The following is a 24,727-nucleotide window of genomic DNA, read 5'->3' on the forward strand; positions in this document are numbered from 1 at the left end:
CCGGCAGGAACCGCAGCGACTATGACGCGAGAAACGCCGGAAGCAAACGCGGAAGAACGCCATTTTTGCACTGCGGGATGCGGCTACATCGGGGCGGCAGGGGGCATAATTGATCACGATACCGCTCGCAACCCAACCGGAAAACAGCGTCGCGAAACCGTAGCGATGAGGATACGAAAAACGCCAGCGTCGACCCGAAGGATGCGGAAAACACCGGCGCTGAACCAGTTGGACTGGAGCGCGAAAAAGGTCGGTGGAACCGTCGGCATGGTGACACGATCAAACGGTGGCGGAATGCGCACTTCACAGCCCGTGATATGACCAGGCGCTGCGGAGTCTGATCTGCACGCATCGTGGTTAGTCGTGAAGGAGTCTGACATTATCTGTAGCTGACTGTTTGATAAGCTCTCTCGCTCATTAGCTGTGCCGGTCTCACGCACCTTTGCCAGCTCTCCGCCAGCAGCTAATGCCTGGCGTTAGGCCCATGAAAGAGGGTATGCCTGTGAATAAACATGATGAATATGTCGAGTGTTTCGAGTCGCCTGACGGCAGTTTCGTGATTGAAGTAATGTCAGAAGAGGTGCGCATGTCGCACTGGATTAACTCTTTTCGTATCGTCAAGAACGGCAGCAGAGTCGTTGTCTGGGAGCCGGCCAGGAGCTGGTCTTTAGAATCCCACACATGGCTCAATGGAAGTGAGGTGGAGGTGGTGTTGCGCAAATACCCAGGCAGTCCGTACTTAACGGTTCGCATAGATTGCAACGGGCGTACTGCTCAGTTTAATAATGCAGTCTTCCCGTTGGCTACTTTAGAGACTGTTATGAACCTTGAACTATGAAAGAGACGAACCGATGGGCCAACACGATGGCAACGGCGACGACATGCAACCCGGCCTGCGTCCCGCCATACATTCGTCGTCGCGACCAGGCGACGGAAGTGCGTCGTCTAGTCCAATCTGCGCTTGACCACCCAGGGCCGAGGCAGCAAGATGAAGTCCCGCGTGGCCGTCGGCAGCGTGACCATCGCCAGGCGCATGCCGTGAGCAGCGGCCTCGGCTGCCGGTTGCTCACCGGTGTCGTCCTGTTGGCGAAGGTTACTTCCACCACGTCATCGGTCACCTCCTGCATGCGGTGGGCCAGCGCCGCCACCTGTGCGCGGTCGTGGTCGTTGGCCGGCACGACCACCACTGCCAGCACCTGCCCCAGCGTAGCCACAGCCAGGCACCTTCGTGTCTTTGCGTCGTTTGTGCCCATCGTCGCCGGCGCGTCCCCCGCGTTCAGGCTTCGACGGCAACATCCGACCGTCCACGATGACGGCACGGGGCAGGAGCGTGCGGTCGGTGATGTCGCGTCGCAGCATCCGCACGTCAGGCTCCATCTGCCCAAATACCCCCGCCGGCATGGCTTGAGGCAGGGTTTTAATCCACCGCCTCTTCACCAGCCAGGAACGACGGCCTCAGCGCACCAGTGTCGTCAGTGCTGCCTGCAACTGGTCAGAGAGATTGAGGGGATTGCCGTCCAATCGAATGATAGCCTGCACACCTGCCTGCCGGGCGATGGTGGCATCCTCGTCATCGTTGATCAACGCGATCAGCATCGTATTGTGATTCACTTGTTGCCAGATCTGAACTGGGGTGTCTCGCCGGACTTCAGCCACGATGAGCGCCGGATGAGGGTTGTGTGCAAGTAATCCCTGGGCTGCGATCTCGTTATCGGCAATGAGCAGGCGATAGCCACGTACATTGAGCGTAGCGATAATTGCTGCGCGCACAATGTCATCGTGACAAACGATGAGCGCTTCGGGAGATGAACCACTGCGGCGGTCATTGAGGGAGGGGGGTATTGAGTCATCACTTCGTCGATCTATCTTGTATGCACTGCCGGCAATCTGCTTGGCCGCCTGCTTCAATTCTGCCGCAACCCGCCCTAGTTCGTCATAATTGCGAAAGGTGCGTGTGTAAGTGGTTACCACTGCGATAGACAGGCTAATAATTCCAAACTGACGTACAATACCGTAACGATCTGTGGCGACCAGATAGCCTCGTTGGAGATCAGCCTCGTCGTACAGAGTACGAACACGCTGGTCAAAGACCTGGATAATACGCTTGCACAACGTCTCAGGGTCATCACCGAAATGAATCACCACAAAATCGTCGCCACCGATATGACCGATAAAGTCGCCTGGCGGACACTGTTCCTGTAAGACACTGGCCACGAGGTGCAGCGCTTTGTCGCCACGTGCAAACCCATAAACATCATTGAACGCTTTGAAATTATCGAGATCGATATACAGCAGGGCAAATTTAGCCCCTTGCTGGAGTTGACGATTGCTCTCGGCCTGAATGGATACATTGCCGGGTAAGCCGGTGAGCGGATTCCGGGCCGGTAATTGCGATGCTCGTCGCAATTGTGAGCGTACACGGGCCAGCAGGACTTCGCGTTCATATGGTTTGACAATGTAGTCATCGGCACCGGTCTCCAATCCTTCAACAATACGCGACGATTCGCCAAGTGCGGTGCGGATGAGCATCGGTAGATGTGACGTGCGGGTATCGTTACGCAATTGGCGGATTGCCTCCAGGCCATCCATCAACGGCATGAGCAGATCAACCAGGATCAAATCCGGTGGCTGTTCCTGGGCGCGTTCCACCAGGAGGTGGCCGTTGGGTACCAGTTCTACCTCGTACCCTTCACTTACCAGAATTTCCCGCAGGAGCATGCCCACATCTGGTTCATCTTCAGCAACGAGAATGCGAGCCGGTGCTGTCATGTCACGCTCCTACCGCATTGTATGAATCATATGAGCAGATGCCCAATGAAAGCGAAATCTTTCTGATGACTATAGAATACCACACACACTGGTGATCCGTGAAGGTGACGTTGATCCTAAAATTGTATGCCCTCTTTGCTTAAAAAAGGTCTTTCAAAATCAGAAATGTATGCTATAATTTTGATCTTGCGTGGCGTATCTTCGTCACGATGTAATGTGGATATGTGAAACGGAATACCATGACGACTTTTGCTGAGTTGGGCCTGAGCGATGCGCTGGTGAGCACATTGAGCGGGCTTGGCTACGACGAACCAACACCCATTCAGGCCCAGGCTATTCCATTGTTACTTGCCGGTCGCGACGTGATCGCTCAGGCCCAGACCGGCACCGGGAAGACGGCAGCATTTGCGTTGCCGATGATTGAACGTGTCACCGACGCGCTGGTGGTGCAGGCGCTTGTCCTCGCCCCTACCCGCGAGCTAGCCGTCCAGGTGGCAGAGGCGATCCATCGCTATGGCCGCCACCGTTCGTTGCGCGTGTTACCGATTTACGGTGGCCAACCTATCGAACGCCAGTTGCGCGGGCTGGCTCAGGGAACGCAGGTCGTGGTCGGGACTCCAGGACGAGTGCTCGATCATCTGAAGCGTGGCAGTCTGCGCTTTGATCACCTGCGTATGGTGGTACTTGACGAAGCCGACGAGATGCTCGATATGGGCTTCGCCGAGGAGTTGGAGGCGATTTTGCAATTGACCCCAACGGAACGGCAGACCGCTCTCTTCTCGGCGACGTTGCCACCAGCAGTGCAAAACCTGACCCTGCGTTATACTCGCCAGCCGGTGCGGGTGAGCATTGCTGCCGAGCAATTGACAACCCCGCGTATCCGGCAAACCTACTACGAAGTGCTGGCCCGCGACAAGCTCGATGCTCTCTGCCGGGTACTCGACGCCGAAATGCCCCAGTTGGCGATTGTGTTTTGCCGAACACGCCAGGAGGCCGATGATATTGGTGAACGGCTACAAGGCCGGGGCTACGCAGCCGAGTCGCTGCATGGCGACTTAAGCCAGGCCGCCCGTGATCGGGTGATGCGGCGTTTCCGCGAAGGGCAACTTGATGTGTTGGTGGCAACCGATGTTGCAGCCCGCGGCCTTGACATCGCTGAGGTGAGTCACGTGATCAACTACGATGTACCCACCGACCCCGAAAGCTACGTACACCGGATCGGTCGCACCGGACGAGCCGGGCGCGAAGGAGTGGCGATCACCTTTATCACCCCACGCGAGCGCCGCATGTTGCAGATCATCGAGCGGGTGACACGCACCCGGATCGAGCGCTGCCAGATGCCGACGCTGGCCGATGTAGCGGCCCGCCGTCGTGCGGCGCTGGTCGATCAGTTGCGGGCGGCGATGGCCGATCCTGCGCTTGCCGGCTACACCACCATGGTCGACGAACTGGCTGGCACAGGTGATCTGCGCACGGTAGCTGCCGCTGCGTTGAAATTGCTCTTGAACGAAGATCAGACCGATCAGGTTGATACGATTACCCGGCTCGCCCCACCGCCTGCTGAGCGTCCGCAGCGTGAACGCTCAGAACGATCTGCGCGTTCGCCACGCACCAAAGCCGACGCACGCAGCGAGCGTGCTGAGCGGACGATGGTGCGCTTGCAGATCAACCTTGGTCGCAATGATCAGATTCGCCCTGCCGACATCGTCGGCGCCATTGCAAACGAGTCCGGTTTGCCCGGACGCAGCATCGGCGAGATCGAAATTCGAGCACGGACCAGCATCGTCGAAGTACCGCGCCGGGCAGCCCAACAGGTGCTCCAGGCACTTAATCGGACAACGTTGCGCGGTCAGCGTGTCCGGGCTGTGCTCCTGGCAGAGGCGGCAGTGGCAGCCTGAACGGCTGGCTATGATCGGGGGGATTGACCAGCTTCAATCCACGTCCGTCATCCAAACGCTCTAGCATTGCCATCTCCTATACCACGGCTCTGCCAGATTGCAGAGAGAAGCGGGCGCTTGCCCGCTTCTTTCCTTTCAGTATCGCCGGGCTATGCTATAATCAGTGGCGAGATGCGTACACCTGTGCGAACAATGGTGGAAAGGATGGGCATGAGCGCCGAGCGGCTGGTCAATCCACATTCAGATAGCGACGACCAACAGGTTGAGAAGAGCCTTCGTCCCCGCACCCTCAGCGAGTTTATCGGCCAGGAGAAGGTTGTCGAGCAACTGCGGATTGCCATCGCCGCCGCTCGTGGGCGGAATGAGTCGCTCGATCACACCCTCTTTTATGGCCCGCCGGGATTGGGCAAAACATCGCTGGCAAATGTGGTAGCCAATGAAATGGGTGCCAAAATCAAGATTACCAGTGGGCCGGCGATTGAACGGGCCGGCGATCTGGCTGCTATCCTGACCAATCTCCAGGCCAATGATGTGTTGTTTATCGATGAGGTGCATCGCCTGAATCGGGCCGTTGAAGAGGTGCTGTATCCGGCGATGGAAGATTTTGCGCTCGATCTGGTGGTTGGCAAAGGTCCCGGTGCCCGTAGCTTGCGTCTCAGTCTGCCCCGCTTTACCGTAATCGGTGCCACCACCCGTCTGGCGTTACTCACCTCACCCCTGCGCGACCGTTTTGTCGCCGTGCATCGGCTGGTCTTCTATTCTGATGACGCGATGACCGAAATTGTCAGCCGTTCGGCGCACATTCTTGGCGTTCCCATCAGCCCTGAAGGTGCTCGCGAAATTGGTCGTCGCGCCAGAGGGACGCCACGGATTGCGAACCGAATTTTGCGCCGGGTGCGCGATTATGCCCAGGTTGTAGCCGACGGTGCGATCACGCTTCAGGTGGCGCGGGATGCGCTGGCCCAGCTTGAGATCGACGAATTGGGCCTTGATGAGAATGACCGTCGTCTGCTCCGGGCAATCATTGAACTGTTCAACGGTGGCCCGGTCGGTCTCAGTACCCTCGCCGCAGCACTGGCCGAAGAGGTTGATGCTATCGAAGACGTGTACGAACCTTTTTTGCTGCAACTTGGTTTCTTGCAGCGCACCCCACGCGGTCGGATTGCAACCCGGCGGGCTTACGAACATCTTGGCCTGCCTTACCCGGAACGCTCCCTACCGACTGATGACGAGAGCGGGCCGCAACAGGCAATACTATTTTGATTATGCTGCACCATTCCTTGCTTTCGATTGCCATCATTGCCCGTGATGAAGAGCGTCATCTTGCCGGTTGTCTGCGCAGCATCGCCGGCCTGAGCGATGATGTGGTCGTTATCGTGGATGCCCAGACTCGTGACGCTACCACGGCGATTGCCGCAGAGCACGGTTGCCGGGTGTTGATTGAGCCATGGCGTGGCTTTAGTGCCCAACGGAACCTCGCGCTGCGCCGGTGTCGGGGCGATTGGGTACTCTTCATTGATGCAGATGAGCGCCTGACGCCGGAACTATTCATCGAACTTGCCACATGGTTGCAGACAACCCCTCCGCCCGACCTTGTCGGTTACCGGATTCCCCGCTACAACCTGTTTTTTGGGCGGCGTCTGCGTGGTGGCGGCTGGTACCCGGATTTTCAGCTTCGCCTGCTGCGGCGCAATGCGGCTCATTACGATGAGCAGGTCGCAGTACACGAAGTGGCAACGCTGAACGGCACCGTCGGGACACTGCGCGGGCATCTGCTCCATCTCAATATCGAACGGCTTGATGAATTGTGGCAAAAACAGGCCCGCTACGCGCTTGCCGAGGCGATAACGCTGTATCGGCATGGCAGACGGATGCGGCTGCGTAATTTGATCGGTGCGCCGGCCCGTGAGTTCTGGCGCCGCTATGTTAAGCTCGGTGGTTGGCGCGATGGCTGGCTGGGGCTGTTTCTCTGCGCCACTCTGGCCTGGCACGAAGTGGTGAAGTTTTGTATGCTGTACGAATTACGGCATATTTCACGACCGTGACCTGCGAATCTTGCCGCACTTCCCAACAATTCTAGTATGCGAATCATCACTATTTCTCACCCTTTATTACAACATGCTTTTACCCCTGGTAGATGTCTTGTGGTATGATTAGTTAACTCGAGTTGCCACCTATGCTGTGCGCAGACCACGGAGGCTGACTGTCAGGATGAACAGCACGACGTTGTACGCAACACCATATGGCGTAACCGTGCGAATGATGTGGGTTGCAGTCAATTCCCATGGACGTGCTACGTCACGCCTCATGGTCGCAACCGGGTTATATCCATCCTCTGTGTCCTCCGTGTCTCTGTGGTGACAAAGGGAGCATTTGGGTTAGTTAAGGAGGCAACCCCCGGTGTTGCCCGGACATGATCTCGCACTTGGCGAACAGTTACCCTGGAATGATGAAAGTAGATAGTTACATGCCATTTGCAGAGATCACGACACGCTAGCCGACTATCACCTTGATGTGGCACCTGAACGATGCGCTGCCGGATGCCCGTAGGGGCGACGCATGCGTCGCCCCTACGGGCACTAGCGACTTGCCGGTGGTACCTGGTAGCGCTTCAGCACGAGAATCACATCTGAACAGTGCATGTTGTCGAGCAAGAGTTGGTATGACACAGGTAAGATAAAGATAAGAGTGCACTCACCGTTCGTTGTCCGGTTGTGCAGGAACTGTAACCCGAACTGAAGCCTGGACCAGACACTTACTATCGGCACAGGGCTGATCTGACTGACCAGGCAGAACATCTGGCTCAGGTTGGAGCCGGTGCCATTTTTGCAACGAAGCCACGAAGGAGGAAGCTATTCGCAAAGCCTATTCCTCGCCGAAGGGGGAGATGGTCAAGATGAGTTCGACAAATCCGATAACTGCTGCCCTTGCCCAACGTCCACTCCTGATCCTCGATGGGGCACTGGCTACGGAGCTAGAACGGCGTGGTTGCGATCTCGCTGATCCGCTCTGGTCGGCAAAGGTATTGATCGAGAATCCATCGTTGATTCAGGCTGTGCATGCCGACTATTTTGCGGCCGGTGCTGATGTTGCCATTACTGCGAGTTATCAGGCAACGATTCCCGGTTTTATGGCACGTGGCATCGCTCCAGGTCAGGCAATCCTGCTCTTACAGCGCTCGGTCGCATTGGCCCAGGCTGCACGTGATCAGTTTTGGGCTGACCCGGCGAATCGCGAAGGGCGGCTACGACCACTGGTTGCGGCCTCGGTAGGCCCGTATGGTGCATTTTTGCACGATGGCTCGGAATATCGCGGTAACTACGGCTTATCTGTGGCTGAATTGATTGAGTTTCATCGACCTCGCATGGCTGCTCTTGCGGCTGCTCAACCCGATCTCTTTGCCTGTGAAACGATTCCCTGTCTCGACGAAGCACGGGCATTAGTTGCGCTCTTGCCCGAATTCCCGTACCTGACCGCATGGATTAGTTTTAGTGCTCGCGATGGTGCTCACACTGCTCAGGGTGAACCAATTGCCGAATGTGCTGCTGAGATTGCTGCCCATCCCCAGGTGGCTGCAATTGGGGTTAACTGTACAGCTCCTCGCTTCCTTCCCGATCTTATCCGCGCTGTACGGTCTGTTACCGACAAGCCGATTGTGGTCTATCCTAATTCGGGAGAAGTCTATGATCCGGTTGGGCAATGTTGGATTGGTACGACTGAGATTGGCGATTTTGTGACCCAGGCCAGGCAATGGTACGCTGTGGGGGCACGGCTGATCGGTGGTTGTTGCCGGACCACTCCTGAACATATCCGAGCGTTGGCTGCCTGGGCCGCTGCCGGGGTGAATCATGATTGAAGCATGGCCATTCGATCCTTTCGTCATTCCCTCGCCGCAGGTATTACGAGTCGGTGCATACCCCTTGCACGGCGCACCGGTTTTTCATGTCGATCCTGCTCACTATCATGCCGAATTGATGCTGAAACGGGCATTGTTAGCTGCCGATCACTCATACTACGTGCAGGCATACCCTGAGAGTCTGCCGGCACAGTGGGAACTGTTAGAATGGGGATTAGCAGAACTACACTGTTCCTACCCTGAGTGGTTCGTGCTGCGACAGCGTGGTGCAGAATTGGAGTGGGAAAATCGTCTAACCAATCAGGTGTCAACAATTCGGATTGGTGACGATCTCGGCCTATGGCCAATCGACTGGCTCGGTCGTCAGGTTCAGGAAGATTTGCTGCTGATAGCGGTCGATGAAGCGTCCGGGCATCCGCTGATTGCCGGTCAGCTCTGCTTTCCCAACCGCTGGTGTCTCTCCGATAAGATGGGGTTACCGCTGTCCGCTATTCACGGGCCAGTGCCTGGTTTCGTCGCACAACTGGCCCGATCAACTGATCAATTGATAAGTCGACTGCAATCACAGCGTCCGGTCTGGCGGCGCAACTGGTCACTGGCGGTGCTTCCCGATCTCGATCTCTCGCCGCGCCTTGGTCCACTCGATCAACAGAAGAGCACAGTAACCGCAGATAATGCCGGTGAACGTGTCTTTTACCGTGTAGAGCGACAGACGCTCGTTCGCCTTGTTCGTCATCCGGTAGTCTTGTTCACAGTACGAACCTACGTGGCCCCGCTGGCACAACTGACCAGCGATTCGCAGTGGACGGCTGCCATGGCTCAGCTCCTCCGCCAGCTCGATCCGGCCATCCTCGACTATAAAGGAATTACCCCTTACCTGCATCCACTTCTGGAGTATCTGGATCGTCGACTGTGCGATCTGGTGTCATAGTCTGCCACACATCGATCAGCCGTACAGGCTGAGTTGCCAGACAAAGATATGCTATCATATGTCGGCGATGAGGCGAATAGAGGAGACGTTCATGAGAGAAAATCCAGAACGGCAGACCAGAAGTACTGATCCGCGACCAGGTGATGCGGCTCAGCGACGTGACACAGCACGTACTGAACGTCTGGACGCCACAGCGTCTGCGCCGCGCTGGCGACCGACATCTGCTGCCAGTGGTACTACATACAGCGGTAATTTTACCCAGATTTTGATTCGGTGGTTACAACAACGGGGTTGGATGTATATGATTGGAGGTCTTGTACTCATCGTCCTGATTTTTATCTTGTCGTTGTCTCTCCTACGGGGTGATCGTCGGGAGGCGCCATTAGGTGTTCCTACTGCCCCTATGCTTGAACAACCCACAACCGCTACTGATATCCAGAGTGGTACCGGTACCTTAGCTCCCACCGCAGCCCCAACACCCGCTCCTCGCTTCTTTGTAGTCGTCAATACTGGTGGTCAGGGACTCTTCCTCCGCCCTCAACCCAATCGCAATAACCAGCCGATTGCTACGCTTCCCGATGGCACTCGCCTTGAGCAGATCGGTGATGATGTTGTCGGTGCTGATTTTGTCTGGCGACCGGTACGTACCCCTGATGGCCTGGAAGGATTCGTCGCTGTCGATTTTCTTGCCCCGGCTCAGTAAACAAGGTCAGCTCGTAAGGGCACGGTATGCCGTGCCCTTACCGGCTACTATCAACCCTGGTGTGATCGGAGTCATGCCACGCTATCCAGGATGATCCCGGTGCTATACCCCCGTAAGGCGTCGACAGACACCCCGAAAGTGCACGCATTCCGCTCACCCTCCACCTGAAACAGCACGCCTTGCCTGCTGCCAGCGTTGTATCGCAACCCTGAATAAAGTCGCGTATGCCGGAAGGTGCCCAACACCGGTAATTCCCGCCCCCAGCGGGGGCGGGTGAGGGTTGGGGTATTGTACTTCACACCTGGAAGGAGAAAAGGCGTGACGCGCTATCAGTGACGTAACCGTATGCATGCTGTGGTGAGCAGCCAGTTTCCATAGACACACGCTACGTCACGACCCCCCAAGGTAGCACAGCACTCGGATTATGCCCTTCCTCTGTGCCTCTGTGGTGAAAAAGGTGGCAACTTGAGTTAACCGCTAATCTTCTTTCCCTCCAGAAACCTGGCGTTCCATCACCTTCGTCAGGTCAGGCACAGCAATGGAGAGAAAAAGATCAACCAGTTGCGGATCAAAATGTTTACCCTTTTGATAGTGAATGTATTGCCAGGCCTGCTCACGACTCCACGCCTTGCGGTACGGTCGATCATTTGTCAGCGCATCCCAAACATCAACCAGGGCAAAGATACGGGCCGCAAGTGGAATCTGTTCGCCGCGTAAGCCTCGTGGGTAGCCGGTACCATCCCACTTTTCATGATGGCAGTATGGAATGTCCAGAGCGGGGCGCAGGTAAGCAATCGGGTAGAGTAACTCGTAGGCATAAGTTGTGTGGCGACGCATAATCTCCCATTCTTCTTCGGTGAGTGGCCCCGGTTTGTGCAAAATGGCGTCAGGTACGCCAATTTTGCCAATATCATGGAGCATCGCACCGCGCCACATGTTGATCTGCTCTTCTGGGGGAATATTGAGTGCCTGCGCCACAGCCAGCGTAAGTTGAGCGACCCGTTGTGAATGCCCCTCTGTCTCTTTGTCACGGAGGTCAAGTGCACGTGACCAACCGATCAGGGTTTGATCATATGCATCCGCAATAGCCTGGGCTGCCTGCCGGGCCTGTTCGGTCAGGAGACGCTCCTGAGCTGCTGCGCGCTCGCGCTCTTCGATCAATCGGCGGTAGCGGTTGATCCGCTGCATCGTGCGCACCCGCAGGCGCAACTCGCTCAATTCGACTGGTTTGGATAAAAACTCATCTGCACCGGCCTTTACTCCTTCTAACCGCGAAGCCCGATCATCAAGTGCAGTAATCATAATAATGGGAACTTCAGCCGTCAGCGGATCTTCACGCAACATTCGGCAGACACTGAACCCGTCGAGATCGGGCATCATGACATCGAGCAGGATCAGATCGGGTAACTCGGCCTGGGCAGCCGCAATGCCGCTTTGCCCTGATGCTGCGGTGCGGACGATACAGCGTTCACGTTTGAGCAGACTGCTTAGAATATCGCGCACATTGGGGTCATCATCGATGACCAACACGTTGTAGGGTTGACTCTGCATAGGCTATGATGCTTTCCGGCTTAACGGATGTTGCTGCGATGTTTATTGTAGCATGGCGTGATGCGGTATATCGGTTTCAAATCGCACTGATAACATCCTGGCTCAACTACGTCTGATAAATAGCCTGGCTGTGTTCAGTAACGACATCGTAAAGCAATTGATCGATCATCACATATTTTGAACTTCGCGGTAAAAATCCTTTACTCATTTTAGACCAGTACGATTACTATCATATTACCAAAGCCATTATGCTTTTTATCGATAGTTCCATATCAAACTGTTTGCGAGCGGAGTGTATTGGGGAAGGCTGCGATATTAGACACCATCGCATCAACAGGCAGGCAACAGCGTAGCTCCCGCTTCTGCCTGTGTACCGGAAACGGGTGGCTCACGCCCATTCACACATCGCTGTCGCTCTGGGTAATATCCAATCTGGTTGAATAGAAGTCATCGTTCTCGAGTGTACCATCACGCCGGCAGTAACTGCGGAGGTCGTTTCCGTCGTACACCCTGTGGTATCACGCGCCGGCGTGGATACGGTGTTCGGGTTGGGTTGCCTGTAGCGCATTGTTTGGTGTGTGGAAGTTACGCTTCCGCCGCACGCACCGGCAGGTGCAGGTCGCAGGGTGTACCGTTGCCGGTACGTAACCCTGGCGAGTATGCTGCCAGTCTGCCCACCATCGATCACGCTATGACCTTTGCTGCACCAGATTTGCTATACGCTGTCTCAACGCCGTGCTTTTCAACAATCGTTGACACGTTGTTGAGTTACCTGCCTGCCAGTCTTCTGGGCTATGGTGAACAGCATTCGCATAAGTGAAGGACTACCTTCACCCAACCGTTATTGCGCTATTGCCGCGATCTGGTTATCTGCGCAATATCGTGCGGTCTAATGAGATCCCATCACGCCGCTACCTTCTCACGCACCAGTTGTTCGCTGAACTCCCACAACCTCTTTGCCAGGGCTACATCTTGCGCTGCTGCCGATGGTTTGGCAGGCTTCTTGCGAACAAAATATTGCCCACTGATCTCCGCAACTTCTGGTGAAGAAGCCAGGTAAATCGAGGTCGCTGCCCCCTGTTCCGGCGAGAGCATGAAAGGACGAGCAAGGCGAAAGAAGAATGCAAACAGACCACGGGCGTCGGCGGCAAAATTGGTGGCGACTGCGCCGGGGTGCAGGCTATTCGCAGTCACCCCACTCCCATGCAAGCGACGGGTCAGTTCGTTTGTGAACAGAATGTTACACAGCTTGGAGTCACTGTAAGCCTGGGCAATGTTGGGGCGCTGGGGAGAGGCGATCTGTGGGATCGTGATTCTGCCGGCGACATGCGCGAAAGAAGAAACGTTGATGATGCGGGCCGGTGCACTGGCGATGATCCGTTCGAGCAACAGGTTGGTGAGCAGGAAGGGGGCCAGGTGATTGACGGCAAAGGTCATTTCGTAACCGTCGACGCTGGCCAGGGGTTCCGAGACAAACAGGCCGGCATTGTTGATCAGGACATCGATCCGTGGGCAGCGCTCCAGAATGTCACCGGCAGCACGGCGTACTGATGCCAGTGAGGCAAAATCAGCCAGTACTAGCTCTGGTTCTGGTGCTCCTTTGGTTTCTTGCAGGATCCGTTGCCGGGCCGCTTCGCCCTTGCTCTGCGAACGGCAAACCATGATTATGCGTGCTCCCATCGCAGCCAGTTCGCGTGCCGTAACGTAACCAATACCCGAATTAGCACCGGTGACAATCACCGTTTTTCCTTGCATTGTCTGTTCCATCGTCACCTGCCTCATTCATACAAAAACCCCGGTACATCAACCGGGGTCTTCTCGTGTCACGTGCATCCTTTTGTACTATACCACAGGTACAGGCGCTATTTGCCTGATCATGGTTTTCAGGATAAAGGTGAAGCACAAAGTGGGTTTACACCTTATCGAACGTGCGTAGCCGGTCAATCGTGACCTGTTCCTCTGGTGGGCATTCGGTGGCGAACCAGGCATCGAGGATTTCGCGCACCAGTTCAGGTGTTGTGGTACGCAGACTCAGGGCCAGCACATTCGCGTCGTTCCATTTTCGTGCTCCTGCTGCCGTTTGCGCATCGTGGCACAGAGCAGCGCGGATACCGGGTACTTTATTGGCAGCGATGCTCACCCCGGTACCGGTGTAGCAGCACACGATACCCTGATCGGCCTGGCCAGCAGCCACAGCTTCGCCAACTGCCCGTCCAACATCGGGCCATGGGTCAGATGTGCCGGCAAGTGGTCCAAACAAGATCACGTCATGACCACGCTGTTTGAGTTCGGCGATGAGCGCATCGGTCATGTAAGTCCGTTCATCACTACCTACAGCAATCCGCATACGACATCCTTTCCCTCTGTATGGCTTTCACTGTCCCAAAATGGGAGAGGCTGCACCATACTGTTCAATTCTGCTCCGGAGTCGTGCAGCCAGATGTGGACTGGCCGAACCGAGGGCTGCAAGAATGAGTTCAGCTTCAGCACGATACGCAGCGATTCGCTCTGCCGACCAATAGTCAGGAGGTGGTGTTGATAGATTGCTGATCCGGTCGGCCAGCTTCACCAGCCAGACTTCACGCGGCTGATGCTGGATGCGATGCAGACTATCGGCCATCCGTTCGGCCTGGGGGAGGGTCGGGTTTTTTGTGAGTGCCCGCACTCCCGCCGTGATCGCCGGCCCAAAGAACTGCGTCAACTGTGCCTCGTCAGTATCAGTATCCTCAAGCACATCGTGCAAAAGTGCACAACAAAGTGCCAGCGTTGTGTCATGTCCTGGCTCAATCATCAGCGTTGTCGCCACTTCAAGAGCGACGTCGCACAGATGCACGAGGTACGGCCAGGTACTGCCGGGGCGCAACTGGCCATTGTGCGCCTGGGCAGCAAAGAAGAGTGCAGCCTGTACCAGATCAGGTGTTTGCATACCGCTTCAGATCAGGCCAGGTGTCACGTGGCGCATCACCGTGGCTATGGAGCCTGATCAACCGGTTGCGCGTCACGCTCCTTCGTAATATCGCGCAATGTGCTGAGGTCACGGATCCGTTCCGTGAAGAGAATACCGTTGAGATGGTCAACTTCGTGCTGAATGGCCCAACCCAATAGATCACCAGCGCGGCGCAAGCGGTGGTGTTTACCGTTCAGATCCTGAAACTCAACCGTTACCCAGGTCTGACGCGGCACCATCCCGTACCAGCTGGGTAGACTGAGGCAGCCTTCGTCGCGCATGACCTCTTCCCCGCTCATCTTGACAATGCGCGGGTTAATCAGCACGTATGGTTCGGCTGGTGCCACCTCAACCACACTGCCGTCGGCACGCTCCTCATATTCGGCAGGGATTTCAATGATACAAAGCTGGATGGGAATACCAATCTGGGGCGCGGCCAGCCCAACTCCGTGGGCAGCGCGCATGGTCTCAAACATGTCGGCCACCAGTTGCTTGAGACTGCGATCTGGCAACTTGACTGGGCGACATTGCATCTTGAGGATCTTGCGATCCTCAGCATCGTCAATCCGCAGAATACGTCGAATAGCCATATGATGTGTGTTCCTTGCCCGTAGGCTTCAATCAGTTACTTCCTCCATTCTACGACAGCGTGAGGTTTGCGGCAAGGTTGTCAGGTGGTGAAATGAAAGGGTGAATTACGAACTTCCTCACTCCTTTGACAAGCCAAATATCCGTCTGGAGATGCTGGTTATGACAGATATGTCTGTGGTACCCTATCCGAAGAGTAAGCTGCATTTCTGGAAGCCGAGGATGTATGACAACCACCACCACCCGCGTTGAACAGCCGGTTTTGTTTGCCGGTTTGACCCCGACCGATCTGACGATGTTGCTGGTTGTGTTGATCTGGGGTGCGAATTTTAGCATTGTGAAGGCTGCGTTGATCGAGATTCCTCCGCTGGTGTTTGCGACGTTACGCTTTACAAGTGCAAGTGTGCTTTTGGTGGGCTTTATGTTTTGGCGTGAAGGGCAACGAGCACTCCCTGATCGGCACACGTTCTGGAAGTTGACCTGGATTGGTGTAGTCGGCAACACGATCTATCAGGCGCTCTTCACCTATAGCCTGACCCTGACAACAGCAGCGAACGGTTCGCTGATTATTGCTACAACGCCGGCGCTGGTTGCTCTGGCGGCAGCGTTGCTCGGTATTGAGCGGATCCGTCGCGTCATGGCAGTTGGGATTGCGCTGGCGATCAGCGGGGTAGCATTGGTGGTGGCCGAACGTGGTCTGAGTCTCGGTGGTCAGGGATTACTGGGTGATCTGCTGATGCTCGGTGCTGCGTTCTGCTGGATGATGTACACCCTCGGCGTCCGTACTCTTGGTCAGGGTCTATCCCCGCTGGCGATTACAACCTGGACGATGGTAACCGGTGTGCCGGGTATGATCCTCATCAGCATACCAGATTGGTCAACGGTTGTATGGACGCAGGTGAGCATGCAAGCGTGGCTCGCCCTGGCCTACGCAACCTTACTGGCTCTGGTGCTGGCCTATGTCCTCTGGAATAATAGTGTGCGTGTGGCCGGCAGTGCGCGCACGGCGATCTACGGCTGTGCCATTCCGCTTGTAGCAACTCTCATCGCCTGGCCGCTCATCGGTGGACAGCCAACGTGGGTACAGGGAGTCGGTGGCTTGCTGATCGTCAGTGGGGTCTTGCTGACCCGCCGTCGGTAACCAATGCCGTTTCTCGTGGTACTATACTAAAATGTAAATCTTTGCAACCGCCGGTACGTCGGTCGGCGGTTCGTTGTGTGTTCAGGTTATCAATGGTAACACCATTGCCAGCCACATACCATCAGCTCACAAGTGTTCAGTCACTCGGTAAAGTGTTGGCTGACCTGCCGGGCATTGCAGCGCTGGCAGCATCGCTGCGCCCTGGCTGTCAAACGATTGCGCCGGTGCCGGCGGCTGCCCGTCCGGCATTGATTGCTGCACTGGCCTATTACCGCACGACGCCAACCCTCTATGTCACCCTCAGTGCCGAGAGTGCGCTCCGGTCAGCCGACGATCTCCGGCTGTGGTTAGGGTCGGATCAGGTCTGGCTCTTCCCTCCTGCTGATGCGTTGCCATACGAGCAGATGTCTCCCGGCCGCGATGTACTTGTGCAACGACTGGCTGTGTTGCGTGGGTTGCAGGCAGCTTCCTTTGCCGGGGTGATTGTAACTTCGGTGAAGGCGTTGATGCAACCGACATTACCACCGTCTGATCTGGCGAACGCCACGATCAGGCTTCAGCGTGAGATGCAGGTGTCGATTGAGCAGACCGTGGCAACCCTACTTGACAACGGCTATCAACGGGTGGCGATGGTTGAAGAGCCGGGTGAGCTGAGTCGGCGCGGCGCGATCCTTGATGTCTGGCCTCCAGGCGATGAACTGCCGTTGCGCATTGAGTGGTTTGATGACGAAATCGACAGTCTGCGTCGGTTTGATCCGGCAACCCAGCGCAGCGAGCAGCGCCTGGAGCGGACCGAGATTGGCCCACCCCACGAGATTCCATTCTGGCGCCGTGCTGAGGCACTGCGCCGGATTGATACTCTTGATCTGAGTCAGCTTCGTCGCGAAGTCCGTGATGAATGGGCTGTTGCTCGTGAACAACTCGCCGGTGGTCAGCGCTTTGAGGGACGGGCCTTCTATGCCCCGTTTTTCTACAATCAGACGGCGACCCTGCTGGATTACCTGCCACCGCAGAGCATGGTTGCCCTGGCGGAAGGTCATCTCCTTGCCCAGCATGCTGATGAAATTGATATGCAGGCTGCTGACTACCGTGCTCAACTACTGGCTCTGGGTGAGTTGCCGCCTGACTTTCCGCGCCCTTACCTGCGCTGGAATGAATTGCACCTAAGGGACTCGACGACGCTTATCGTTGCGGATTTAAGCCACAACGCATATCCTGACGCTTTGCCCCCGTTATCGTTTGGTGTTCCGCCGCTATACGGTGGGCAATTGCGCCGCCTGATTGATACGGTTGTTGAGCAGGTACGAGGCGGTGAGCTGGTGGTCGCAGTTACGGCACAGGCGGCGCGCCTGCAAGAATTGGTGAATGAGCGGCTGGTACAGGAAACAGTCAGTGGACGTTTCGTGCCTATTCATGGCGGACTTGAAGCCGGTTTCACGCTCGCCGATCTTCACCTGACCCTGCTCACCGACAGTGAGATTTTTGGTGTGCGCCAGCGCCGGCCACTCGCCGAGCGTCGTCGTAAAACCGGCACAACTGATCGCGCCGCATTTCTGCGTACGCTAAAGCCGGGCGATTATGTGGTGCACATCGAGCACGGTATTGCCATCTTCGACGGCATGATTCGTCGTACCGTCAGTGAAGTCGAGCGCGAGTATCTGGTGCTTCGTTATGCGGGTGAAGATAAAATCTACGTGCCGGTTGATCAGATCGACCGGGTAACTCGTTATATCGGCGCCGGTGATGGCCCACCAGCGCTGACCCGTCTCGGCACCCAGGACTGGGAGCGTACCAAACGCAAAGTGCGCGCTGCGGTGCAGGATTTGGCCGAAGAGTTACTACGCCTCTATGCGCAGCGTCAGCTTAAAGCCGGCCACGCCTTTTCCCCCGATAACGAATGGCAGCGTGAACTCGAAGCCAGTTTTCCCTATCTGGAAACTGATGATCAGCTCCGGGCAATTGCCGAGGTCAAGGCCGATATGGAGAAGCCAACGCCGATGGATCGCCTGGTGTGTGGTGATGTTGGCTTTGGCAAGACTGAAGTTGCCTTACGTGCTGCCTTCAAGGCGGTTCAAGACGGAAAACAAGTAGCTATCCTGGTGCCGACCACTGTACTGGCTCAGCAACATTTCGACACCTTCCGCAAGCGCATGGCAGCCTTTCCGGTGACGGTTGAAATGCTCTCGCGGTTTCGCTCGCCGAAAGAACAAGATGCAATTATCCGCGATCTGGCGCGGGGTAAGATCGACATTATTATCGGCACTCATCGGCTGCTCTCCAACGATGTTGTCTTTCGTAACCTTGGCCTGGTGATTATTGATGAGGAACAACGCTTTGGTGTCCGTCACAAAGAGCGCCTCAAGTTGATGCGCACAGAAGTGGATGTCTTAACCCTGACCGCCACTCCCATCCCGCGCACCCTGCATATGGCGTTGGCCGGTATTCGTGATCTGAGTGTGATTGACACGCCTCCCGAAGACCGTATCCCGATCAAGACCTACGTGGTGCCGACCGATGATCACCTCATTCAGGAGGTGATCCGGCGTGAACTCGAACGCGAAGGACAGGTGTACGTTGTCCACAATCGGGTGCAGAGTATCTATCACATGGCCGAGCGGTTGCGCCGGCTCGTACCGGAAGCCCGCATTGCAATCGGCCATGGCCAGCTTGCCGAGCGCGAGCTGGAGCAGGTAATGATCGACTTCTTCGAGGGTCGCTATGATGTGTTGGTCTGTACCACGATTATCGAGAGCGGTCTTGATGTGCCGAATGCCAATACCATTATCATCGACGATGCGACCAATTACGGCCTGGCCCAGCTCTATCAATTACGTGGTCGGGTCGGGCGCGGTGCAACCCGCGCCTATGCCTATCTGCTGTACAATGTCGCTCGCATCATGACTAACGACGCACGTTTGCGCCTGGAAGCAATTCAGGAAGCAACCGAACTCGGCGCCGGTTTTCGGATTGCCATGCGCGACCTGGAAATCCGCGGTGCCGGAAATCTTCTTGGTGCTGAACAGTCGGGTCACATTGCTGCTGTCGGTTTTGATCTCTACTCGCGGTTGCTTGAACAGGCTGTGCGAAAACTGAAGCAGGATGTAGATGAACTGACAGAAACGGTGACCGATACTTCGGTTACGCCAGCGGCAATGGCCGAGAGCCTGCGTGCGCCAAACGTGTCGGAACGTGTGCTGGTAGCGCCACTGGTAACGATTGATCTGCCGCTTACTGCTTACTTGCCGCCCGACTATATCAGCGATGAAACCGTGCGGCTGGCCGTCTATCAACGCATGATTGATGCAACAACCCTTGATGAAGTTCGTGGGTTGCGCCAGGAGCTGATCGACCGCTTCGGTGGGCCGTTGCCCGAACCGGTGTTACACCTGATCCTGTGGTTGCAGATTCGACTACTGGCGTTACAGGCCGGTGTGGCCTCAATTACAACCGAAGGCGATGTCTTCTTCATCCGGCTGGCAACACCGCTCGCTGCGGGCGTGCGCGAACGATTGCGCCGACGGTTTCCGCGTGATGCCGCGATTGCCTTTGGGCCGCAATCGATCCGTCTTGATCGCCGTCTCCTCGGATCGCAATGGCCTGAGCGACTCCTGGCGGTGGTAGAGCTACTGGCCGGCTACAGTGGTACCTGATACTCATTGAGTACAGCCACCGTCTTTACACTTCGGCGAGCTGACCACGGCGAAAGACAACGACAACCTGGTCGAACTGATAGCGCTGCGCAGCGCCGTGGAAGATAACCCCGTCATAGGCGTACCGATCAAGCCACCACTCAATCACGGCATCAGTCTCGATATCAAGCCCCAGACCGGCAGCTTCGTGCGTCATCTGCTTCACCTGTCGCTTCCATTCACCCAACCCAATAATAAGCGGATACTCAACCCGAATGTAATACCGTGTAGGACCGGGCGCCAGCAGGCGTTGCCACCAGCTTCGCCTTTTCGTTGTGTCGCTTGTGACTTCGGTCAGTACCAGTCCTCTACCGGCCGGCGTTCGTTGCTGAACATTGCCCCCCACAAGGCGGTATGTTCCCTGCACAGCGCTACCGGCAAGCCAGTGCTTCATCTCGTCAGTAGACATCTGTCTAATAGTTTCACGAAAATCTGACACACGCAAGACGCGCGGTGGTGCCATAATTTGTATCTCCGGTAGCGGTTGATGCCGAATCACCTCTCCATTCGCGTTGCGCCACTCAGCGCGGATTACCTGCATTGGCGGATTACTTCCTTCACGGTAACGAAAGCCGAGCCGACTTTTGCCCTCTTCGGATTCGGCAGTCGCCGCAATCGTGACATGGAGCTGAAGGCCACCACCACAACCTGGGGCCGGAAACCAGACTCGTTCAGCAGTAAAGGTATGTACCATACGTGAACCGGAGATGGCATAGCGCTCTTCGCGGCGCCAGCCATTGCCGCTCAGGCCGCTCCATCCCCCAACAACCGCCCGTAATGGTGCGTAGATGGCTACAACATGCTGCGCGCCGGGTGGTTCATCGAGCACCCACATACCCGGCGGAATAGCTCCAGACGAGGGCAATCGGATTGTGCCACCGATCACACTCTGTTCGACACGGGCGTTCGGTAAGCGAACGGTCATGACACTGCCTGGAGAAGACAGTGTTGCTTCCGATGCCGGCAATGGCTGAAGCTGATGCCCACACTCAATACAAAAGCGCGGGTTGCCGGCGGGCAAGAGTGCTCCACAGTTTGGGCAAAAGCGTGGTGAACGATGAACGCTGTTCATACGGCCTCGTGAGCTGGTAGGGACATTAGATTGGCTTTTATTATACTTGCCTGTTGGGTTACGTACCGTCTATACGTGTGAATAAATAAACGATCGTGTCCGGCCAGTCATTACGGTATTGTAAAGTCTCATCACCTTCCCGCCCGCTTGACGCCAACCGATCCATCATCTACCATACCAAACAGCACAGTCTGGTGCGAAACGATAACTAAAACGGAGAATAGAATGGGTCAGATACTGGAACAACTCGGACTTTGGATTGAAAGCATCATCCTTGCTATCGGCTATCCTGGGATCACACTGGTTATGTTGGCCGAAAACCTCTTTCCGCCTATCCCGTCTGAGCTGGTAATGCCGTTTGCCGGCTTTCTGGTAGGACGCGGAGAGATGAACCTCTTTCTGGCTATTGCTGCGGGAACGCTCGGTTCAGTTCTGGGGGCAATTATTCTCTACTACATTGGCATGCTGGCTGGTGAACCGCTGGTACGACCCTTTTTCCGTCACTATGGTCGTTTCTTCTTGCTCTCCGAGCAAGACCTCGATAAAGCCCTTCATGCCTTTACCACTCATGGCGATATTATCGTGTTGGGTGGCCGGGTCATCCCGATCATTCGCAGCCTGATTTCATTGCCGGCTGGTATGAATCGCATGCCGCTGGGCCGATTTTTGCTCTTTACCACCATTGGTTCGACGATCTGGACATCGCTGCTAACCATTGGTGGTGTTATTCTGGGTGCCAACTGGGAATTTGTGATTGAGATCGTTGATCAGTATCAGAAGCTGGTGCTGGTGGTACTGGCTATTGCTGTAGTGGTGTTTGTTGTGCAGCGACTCCGCGGTTTGCACAAACCGATACTGAACCAGAGTGAATAACTGGCTGGCTTCGTCGTTATGAACCAGGATGATAGTTTGGTCACAGATCAGGAAGCCAGATTGAAGCAGCTCTCACCCCTTACGGTCACCGAACGTGAGTTGTGTTGTGCACTGGCTCCGCTGCTACCGACAGCAACGTGGCTGGTGATTGGGCCGACGACCTGGATGATTGCCGATGGTGCCGCCCAACCAACTCCGTTTTGGCCGTTGCCGGCAACAGCAACGCCTCTGAGTGTTGCCTCGGCTATCGATGGAGCCGATAACCTTGATGGCTTCTGGGTGCCACTGACTTCGCACGGGCGTACCGTCAGCGGTCTGATCTTGCCCTCGGACACCTCCATATCGTCGTCGCTGCTCAACCAGCTTGCCTTGCTGGTTGAGGGTATCTATATCCGACGAATGGCAGTTCGTCAGGTTATCTGGCAGCATTTGCTTGCTCAGATCAACGTGCGCTACGCTGCTGGCGAAGAGCGATTTGCGTTACTGAGTGAGGTGTTATCGTGCAGCCTGGGGCTTATCCCACAAGCGATGACAAAGGCGCAGGTGACCATTCCGTACACCTTTGAACATCAAGGGGAACAGTATGGTCGCTTACGACCGTTTTGGCCTGACGAGGTGCACTTCATCGAGCTGGCGCTGGCGATTGCCCATCCGGCAATCACTCGATCACGGGTGTTGAGTCTGGCAGCCGCCGGCATTGCCCATGACCTAAACAATCTGCTGACGGTGATCCTGGGTCGTGCCCAACTTCTCGAACTCGATGCAATCGACGAGCAGATCAGCGATCTGCAAATGATCGAAACTGCTGCTGAAACCGGTGCCGGCAGTGCCCGTCGTTTGCAACGGTTTGCCCAGCTTGATCACGCTGCTGCGCATCCGGTAGACCTGGTAACAGTTGCTTTCGCCGCTGTAGCGATGGCCCGGCGGGCATTTGCGCAACCGGATCAGGTTCAGGTAGTAGTGAACCTACCCGTTTTACCATCGATAGTCGGCGATGAAAGCCTACTGCACACAGCACTGACTGGTCTTATTGTCTCGGCTGCACGGGAATTACCGGCTGGCAGTATCATGACGGTCAGTGGAGGTGCCGATGATGATAACGTCTGGATCGAGATAATCGATCCCGCATTGCCCCCAAACACCGATCTCCGTGCGTTGTCAGCCCAAAAGCGCCGTGCCCACACACTGGAGCTGGCAATTGCACGTCAGGTCGCTCGTGTTCACCATGGTCATTTACGGATTGACCCTGATTCGTCGGGAGGTACCCGTGTCCAGTTGATAATCCCGCGCTGGAAGCAAGAGAACGGAAGAGGATATGCCGGCCTGGAAACTCCGCAATCGTGAAATTGTGTTACATCAACCGCCATTTCTGACCGTTGAACGTCATCATATCGAATTGCCTGATGGGCGTGAAATTCCCGACTGGCAGTGGATCATTACACCAGAATATGTGAATGTGGCAGCGATCACCGTTGATCAGCGGTTTGTCCTGTTTCGGCAAGAGAAGTATGCGGTGGAAGGGCTGTCACTGGCACCGGTGGGCGGATACCTTGAACCTGGTGAGGATCCACTGCTGGCAGCCCAACGCGAATTACGCGAAGAGAGCGGCTACGTTGCATCTGAATGGGAATGCCTGGGGCGCTATGCGGTTGATGGTAACCGGGGCGCCGGAGTCGCGCATCTCTTCCTCGCCCGCCAGGCGACGTTTGTCGGCAAAGGCGAGAGCGATGATCTCGAAGCCCAAGAACTGGTGTTATTATCGATAGATGATGTGCAGCAGGCGTTAGCCACCGGTGAGTTTAAGGTACTGGCCTGGACAACCGTCATCGCACTGGCCCTGCTGCGTTTACGGCGGTGATCACCAAAACCGCATCCGACTATCCCTATCTTCTATTTTCTAGATTCTATTTTCTAAATCCTATGGGAAGAGGACGTTATCCAGCTCGCCTGCACGTTACTGTGCCGCCACCTGAGATTGCGGCGCGCTACTATCGTTCGTGGCCAGCAAAAGAACTTTACCATACGCCGGAACACTTTCCGCCCGTGAGCGCAGAGGGACTGTTTGGCTACAATGCACCACTGACGCTTGAATTTGGCTGTGCAACTGGTGAGTACTTGTGTGCACTGGCAGCCGCCCAGCCATCCTCTTGCTTTGTGGGCATCGATATTGTTGCCAAGCCACTCTACCGCGCCGTTGAGCGGGCCATGGCAGGAAATCTCTCGAATATCCTGTTCATTCATGCCGATGCCCGGCTTATCTATCAACGCATCCCTACTGACGCATTGCACAGCATTATTCTCCACTTTCCACCCCCACTCCTGCGCAACCGCCAGCGTAATCAGTTGCTCGTTTCGCCGCAATTGCTGGCGTGTGCGGCGCGCACGCTTGTTCCTGGCGGCTATCTCAGCTTTCTCACCGATCATCCAGCCCTCTTCACCTTGATGCAAGAACTCTTACCTGCCTTTCCTGTCTTGCGTGCTATACCGGCTTCGGTCGACGAGCTGGCAGTCTTCGAGTCGCATTACCATCGTCGCTGGGCCGCTCGCGGCCGCACGATTAGCGGTCTGCGGATCGAGCGGGTGATGGAGGATAAGGGGAGAGGGGAGAGGGGAGAGGGGAGAGGAAATAGGAAATAGAAAATAGAAAATAGGAACGAGGAGCGAGGAAGGGGGGAATTCCAGAGTTTGTCAAGCTATCCTGTCGTGATG

The 24,727-nt window shown here is 56.0% G+C and carries 21 protein-coding genes; 13 read left to right on the forward strand and 8 right to left on the reverse strand.

Annotated elements, in window-relative coordinates; genetic code table 11:
• The first annotated feature begins 496 nt into the window (after window positions 1-496).
• A complete protein-coding gene (locus VAE57_RS00750; RefSeq protein WP_322820006.1) occupies window positions 497-838 on the forward strand; it encodes a hypothetical protein in 342 nt (113 codons plus the stop codon).
• Between the two features lie 269 nt (window positions 839-1,107).
• On the opposite strand, the gene VAE57_RS00755 is transcribed toward VAE57_RS00750, so the two are convergent.
• Window positions 1,108-1,365, reverse strand: a complete 258-nt coding sequence (locus tag VAE57_RS00755) for a hypothetical protein (protein WP_322820007.1) — start codon at window positions 1,363-1,365, stop codon at window positions 1,108-1,110.
• Window positions 1,366-1,455: 90 nt separating this feature from the next.
• Window positions 1,456-2,769, reverse strand: a complete 1,314-nt coding sequence (locus VAE57_RS00760) for a response regulator (RefSeq protein WP_322820008.1) — start codon at window positions 2,767-2,769, stop codon at window positions 1,456-1,458.
• A 239-nt stretch (window positions 2,770-3,008) separates the two neighbouring features.
• On the opposite strand from VAE57_RS00760, the gene VAE57_RS00765 reads away from it, so the two are divergent.
• From VAE57_RS00765 to VAE57_RS00790, 6 genes are all read left to right on the forward strand, one after another.
• Window positions 3,009-4,667: a DEAD/DEAH box helicase gene (locus tag VAE57_RS00765; protein ID WP_322820009.1), complete on the forward strand. Its 1,659-nt coding sequence runs from the start codon at window positions 3,009-3,011 to the stop codon at window positions 4,665-4,667.
• Window positions 4,668-4,877: 210 nt separating this feature from the next.
• Window positions 4,878-5,930, forward strand: coding sequence for a Holliday junction branch migration DNA helicase RuvB (gene ruvB, locus VAE57_RS00770; protein ID WP_322820010.1), 1,053 nt, complete (start codon window positions 4,878-4,880; stop codon window positions 5,928-5,930).
• 2 nt (window positions 5,931-5,932) lie between these two features.
• Entirely contained in the window at window positions 5,933-6,712 is a 780-nt protein-coding gene (locus tag VAE57_RS00775) for a glycosyltransferase family 2 protein (protein ID WP_322820011.1), read from the forward strand.
• 851 nt (window positions 6,713-7,563) lie between these two features.
• On the forward strand, window positions 7,564-8,523 hold the full coding sequence (mmuM, locus tag VAE57_RS00780) for a homocysteine S-methyltransferase (protein WP_322820012.1): 960 nt from the start codon (window positions 7,564-7,566) through the stop codon (window positions 8,521-8,523).
• Window positions 8,516-9,454 carry a DUF3445 domain-containing protein gene (locus VAE57_RS00785; RefSeq protein WP_322820013.1) on the forward strand — a complete coding sequence of 313 codons (939 nt, stop codon included), beginning with the start codon at window positions 8,516-8,518 and terminating at the stop codon, window positions 9,452-9,454. The genes mmuM and VAE57_RS00785 overlap by 8 nt, the downstream gene beginning before the upstream one ends.
• Before the next feature lie 91 nt (window positions 9,455-9,545).
• Window positions 9,546-10,157: an SH3 domain-containing protein gene (locus VAE57_RS00790; RefSeq protein WP_322820014.1), complete on the forward strand. Its 612-nt coding sequence runs from the start codon at window positions 9,546-9,548 to the stop codon at window positions 10,155-10,157.
• 477 nt (window positions 10,158-10,634) lie between these two features.
• Here VAE57_RS00790 and VAE57_RS00795 read toward each other — a convergent pair whose 3' ends face one another.
• The 5 genes from VAE57_RS00795 to def form a co-directional block, all read right to left on the reverse strand.
• A complete protein-coding gene (locus VAE57_RS00795; protein ID WP_322820015.1) occupies window positions 10,635-11,708 on the reverse strand; it encodes an HD domain-containing phosphohydrolase in 1,074 nt (357 codons plus the stop codon).
• 903 nt (window positions 11,709-12,611) lie between these two features.
• Window positions 12,612-13,475, reverse strand: a complete 864-nt coding sequence (locus VAE57_RS00800; protein WP_322820016.1) for an SDR family oxidoreductase — start codon at window positions 13,473-13,475, stop codon at window positions 12,612-12,614.
• 145 nt (window positions 13,476-13,620) lie between these two features.
• Window positions 13,621-14,055 carry an RpiB/LacA/LacB family sugar-phosphate isomerase gene (locus tag VAE57_RS00805; protein ID WP_322820017.1) on the reverse strand — a complete coding sequence of 145 codons (435 nt, stop codon included), beginning with the start codon at window positions 14,053-14,055 and terminating at the stop codon, window positions 13,621-13,623.
• Window positions 14,056-14,082: 27 nt separating this feature from the next.
• A complete protein-coding gene (locus VAE57_RS00810) occupies window positions 14,083-14,634 on the reverse strand; it encodes an HD domain-containing protein (protein ID WP_322820018.1) in 552 nt (183 codons plus the stop codon).
• A gap of 44 nt (window positions 14,635-14,678) precedes the next feature.
• A complete protein-coding gene (def, locus tag VAE57_RS00815) occupies window positions 14,679-15,245 on the reverse strand; it encodes a peptide deformylase (RefSeq protein WP_322820019.1) in 567 nt (188 codons plus the stop codon).
• 224 nt (window positions 15,246-15,469) lie between these two features.
• Here def and VAE57_RS00820 point away from each other — a divergent pair, with 224 nt between their 5' ends.
• Together VAE57_RS00820 and mfd are read left to right on the forward strand one after the other, a co-directional pair.
• Window positions 15,470-16,384: a DMT family transporter gene (locus VAE57_RS00820; protein ID WP_322820020.1), complete on the forward strand. Its 915-nt coding sequence runs from the start codon at window positions 15,470-15,472 to the stop codon at window positions 16,382-16,384.
• Between the two features lie 92 nt (window positions 16,385-16,476).
• Window positions 16,477-20,034 (forward strand): transcription-repair coupling factor, encoded by a 3,558-nt coding sequence (mfd, locus tag VAE57_RS00825; RefSeq protein ID WP_322820021.1) that lies wholly within the window; start codon window positions 16,477-16,479, stop codon window positions 20,032-20,034.
• 25 nt (window positions 20,035-20,059) lie between these two features.
• On the opposite strand, the gene VAE57_RS00830 is transcribed toward mfd, so the two are convergent.
• Complete coding sequence (locus VAE57_RS00830; RefSeq protein WP_322820022.1) at window positions 20,060-21,145, reverse strand: zinc ribbon domain-containing protein; 1,086 nt, start codon at window positions 21,143-21,145, stop codon at window positions 20,060-20,062.
• 225 nt (window positions 21,146-21,370) lie between these two features.
• Here VAE57_RS00830 and VAE57_RS00835 point away from each other — a divergent pair, with 225 nt between their 5' ends.
• From VAE57_RS00835 to trmB, 4 genes are all read left to right on the forward strand, one after another.
• Entirely contained in the window at window positions 21,371-22,018 is a 648-nt protein-coding gene (locus VAE57_RS00835; RefSeq protein WP_322820023.1) for a DedA family protein, read from the forward strand.
• A gap of 36 nt (window positions 22,019-22,054) precedes the next feature.
• Window positions 22,055-23,362 (forward strand): HAMP domain-containing sensor histidine kinase, encoded by a 1,308-nt coding sequence (locus VAE57_RS00840; protein ID WP_322820024.1) that lies wholly within the window; start codon window positions 22,055-22,057, stop codon window positions 23,360-23,362.
• Window positions 23,334-23,876 carry an NUDIX hydrolase gene (locus VAE57_RS00845; RefSeq protein ID WP_322820025.1) on the forward strand — a complete coding sequence of 181 codons (543 nt, stop codon included), beginning with the start codon at window positions 23,334-23,336 and terminating at the stop codon, window positions 23,874-23,876. Before VAE57_RS00840 ends, VAE57_RS00845 begins: the two co-directional genes overlap by 29 nt.
• 62 nt (window positions 23,877-23,938) lie before the next feature.
• Window positions 23,939-24,655, forward strand: a complete 717-nt coding sequence (trmB, locus tag VAE57_RS00850) for a tRNA (guanine(46)-N(7))-methyltransferase TrmB (RefSeq protein ID WP_322820026.1) — start codon at window positions 23,939-23,941, stop codon at window positions 24,653-24,655.
• The last annotated feature ends 72 nt before the right edge of the window (window positions 24,656-24,727 follow it).

This window comes from Chloroflexus sp., assembly GCF_034434295.1.
GTDB lineage: Bacteria > Chloroflexota > Chloroflexia > Chloroflexales > Chloroflexaceae > Chloroflexus.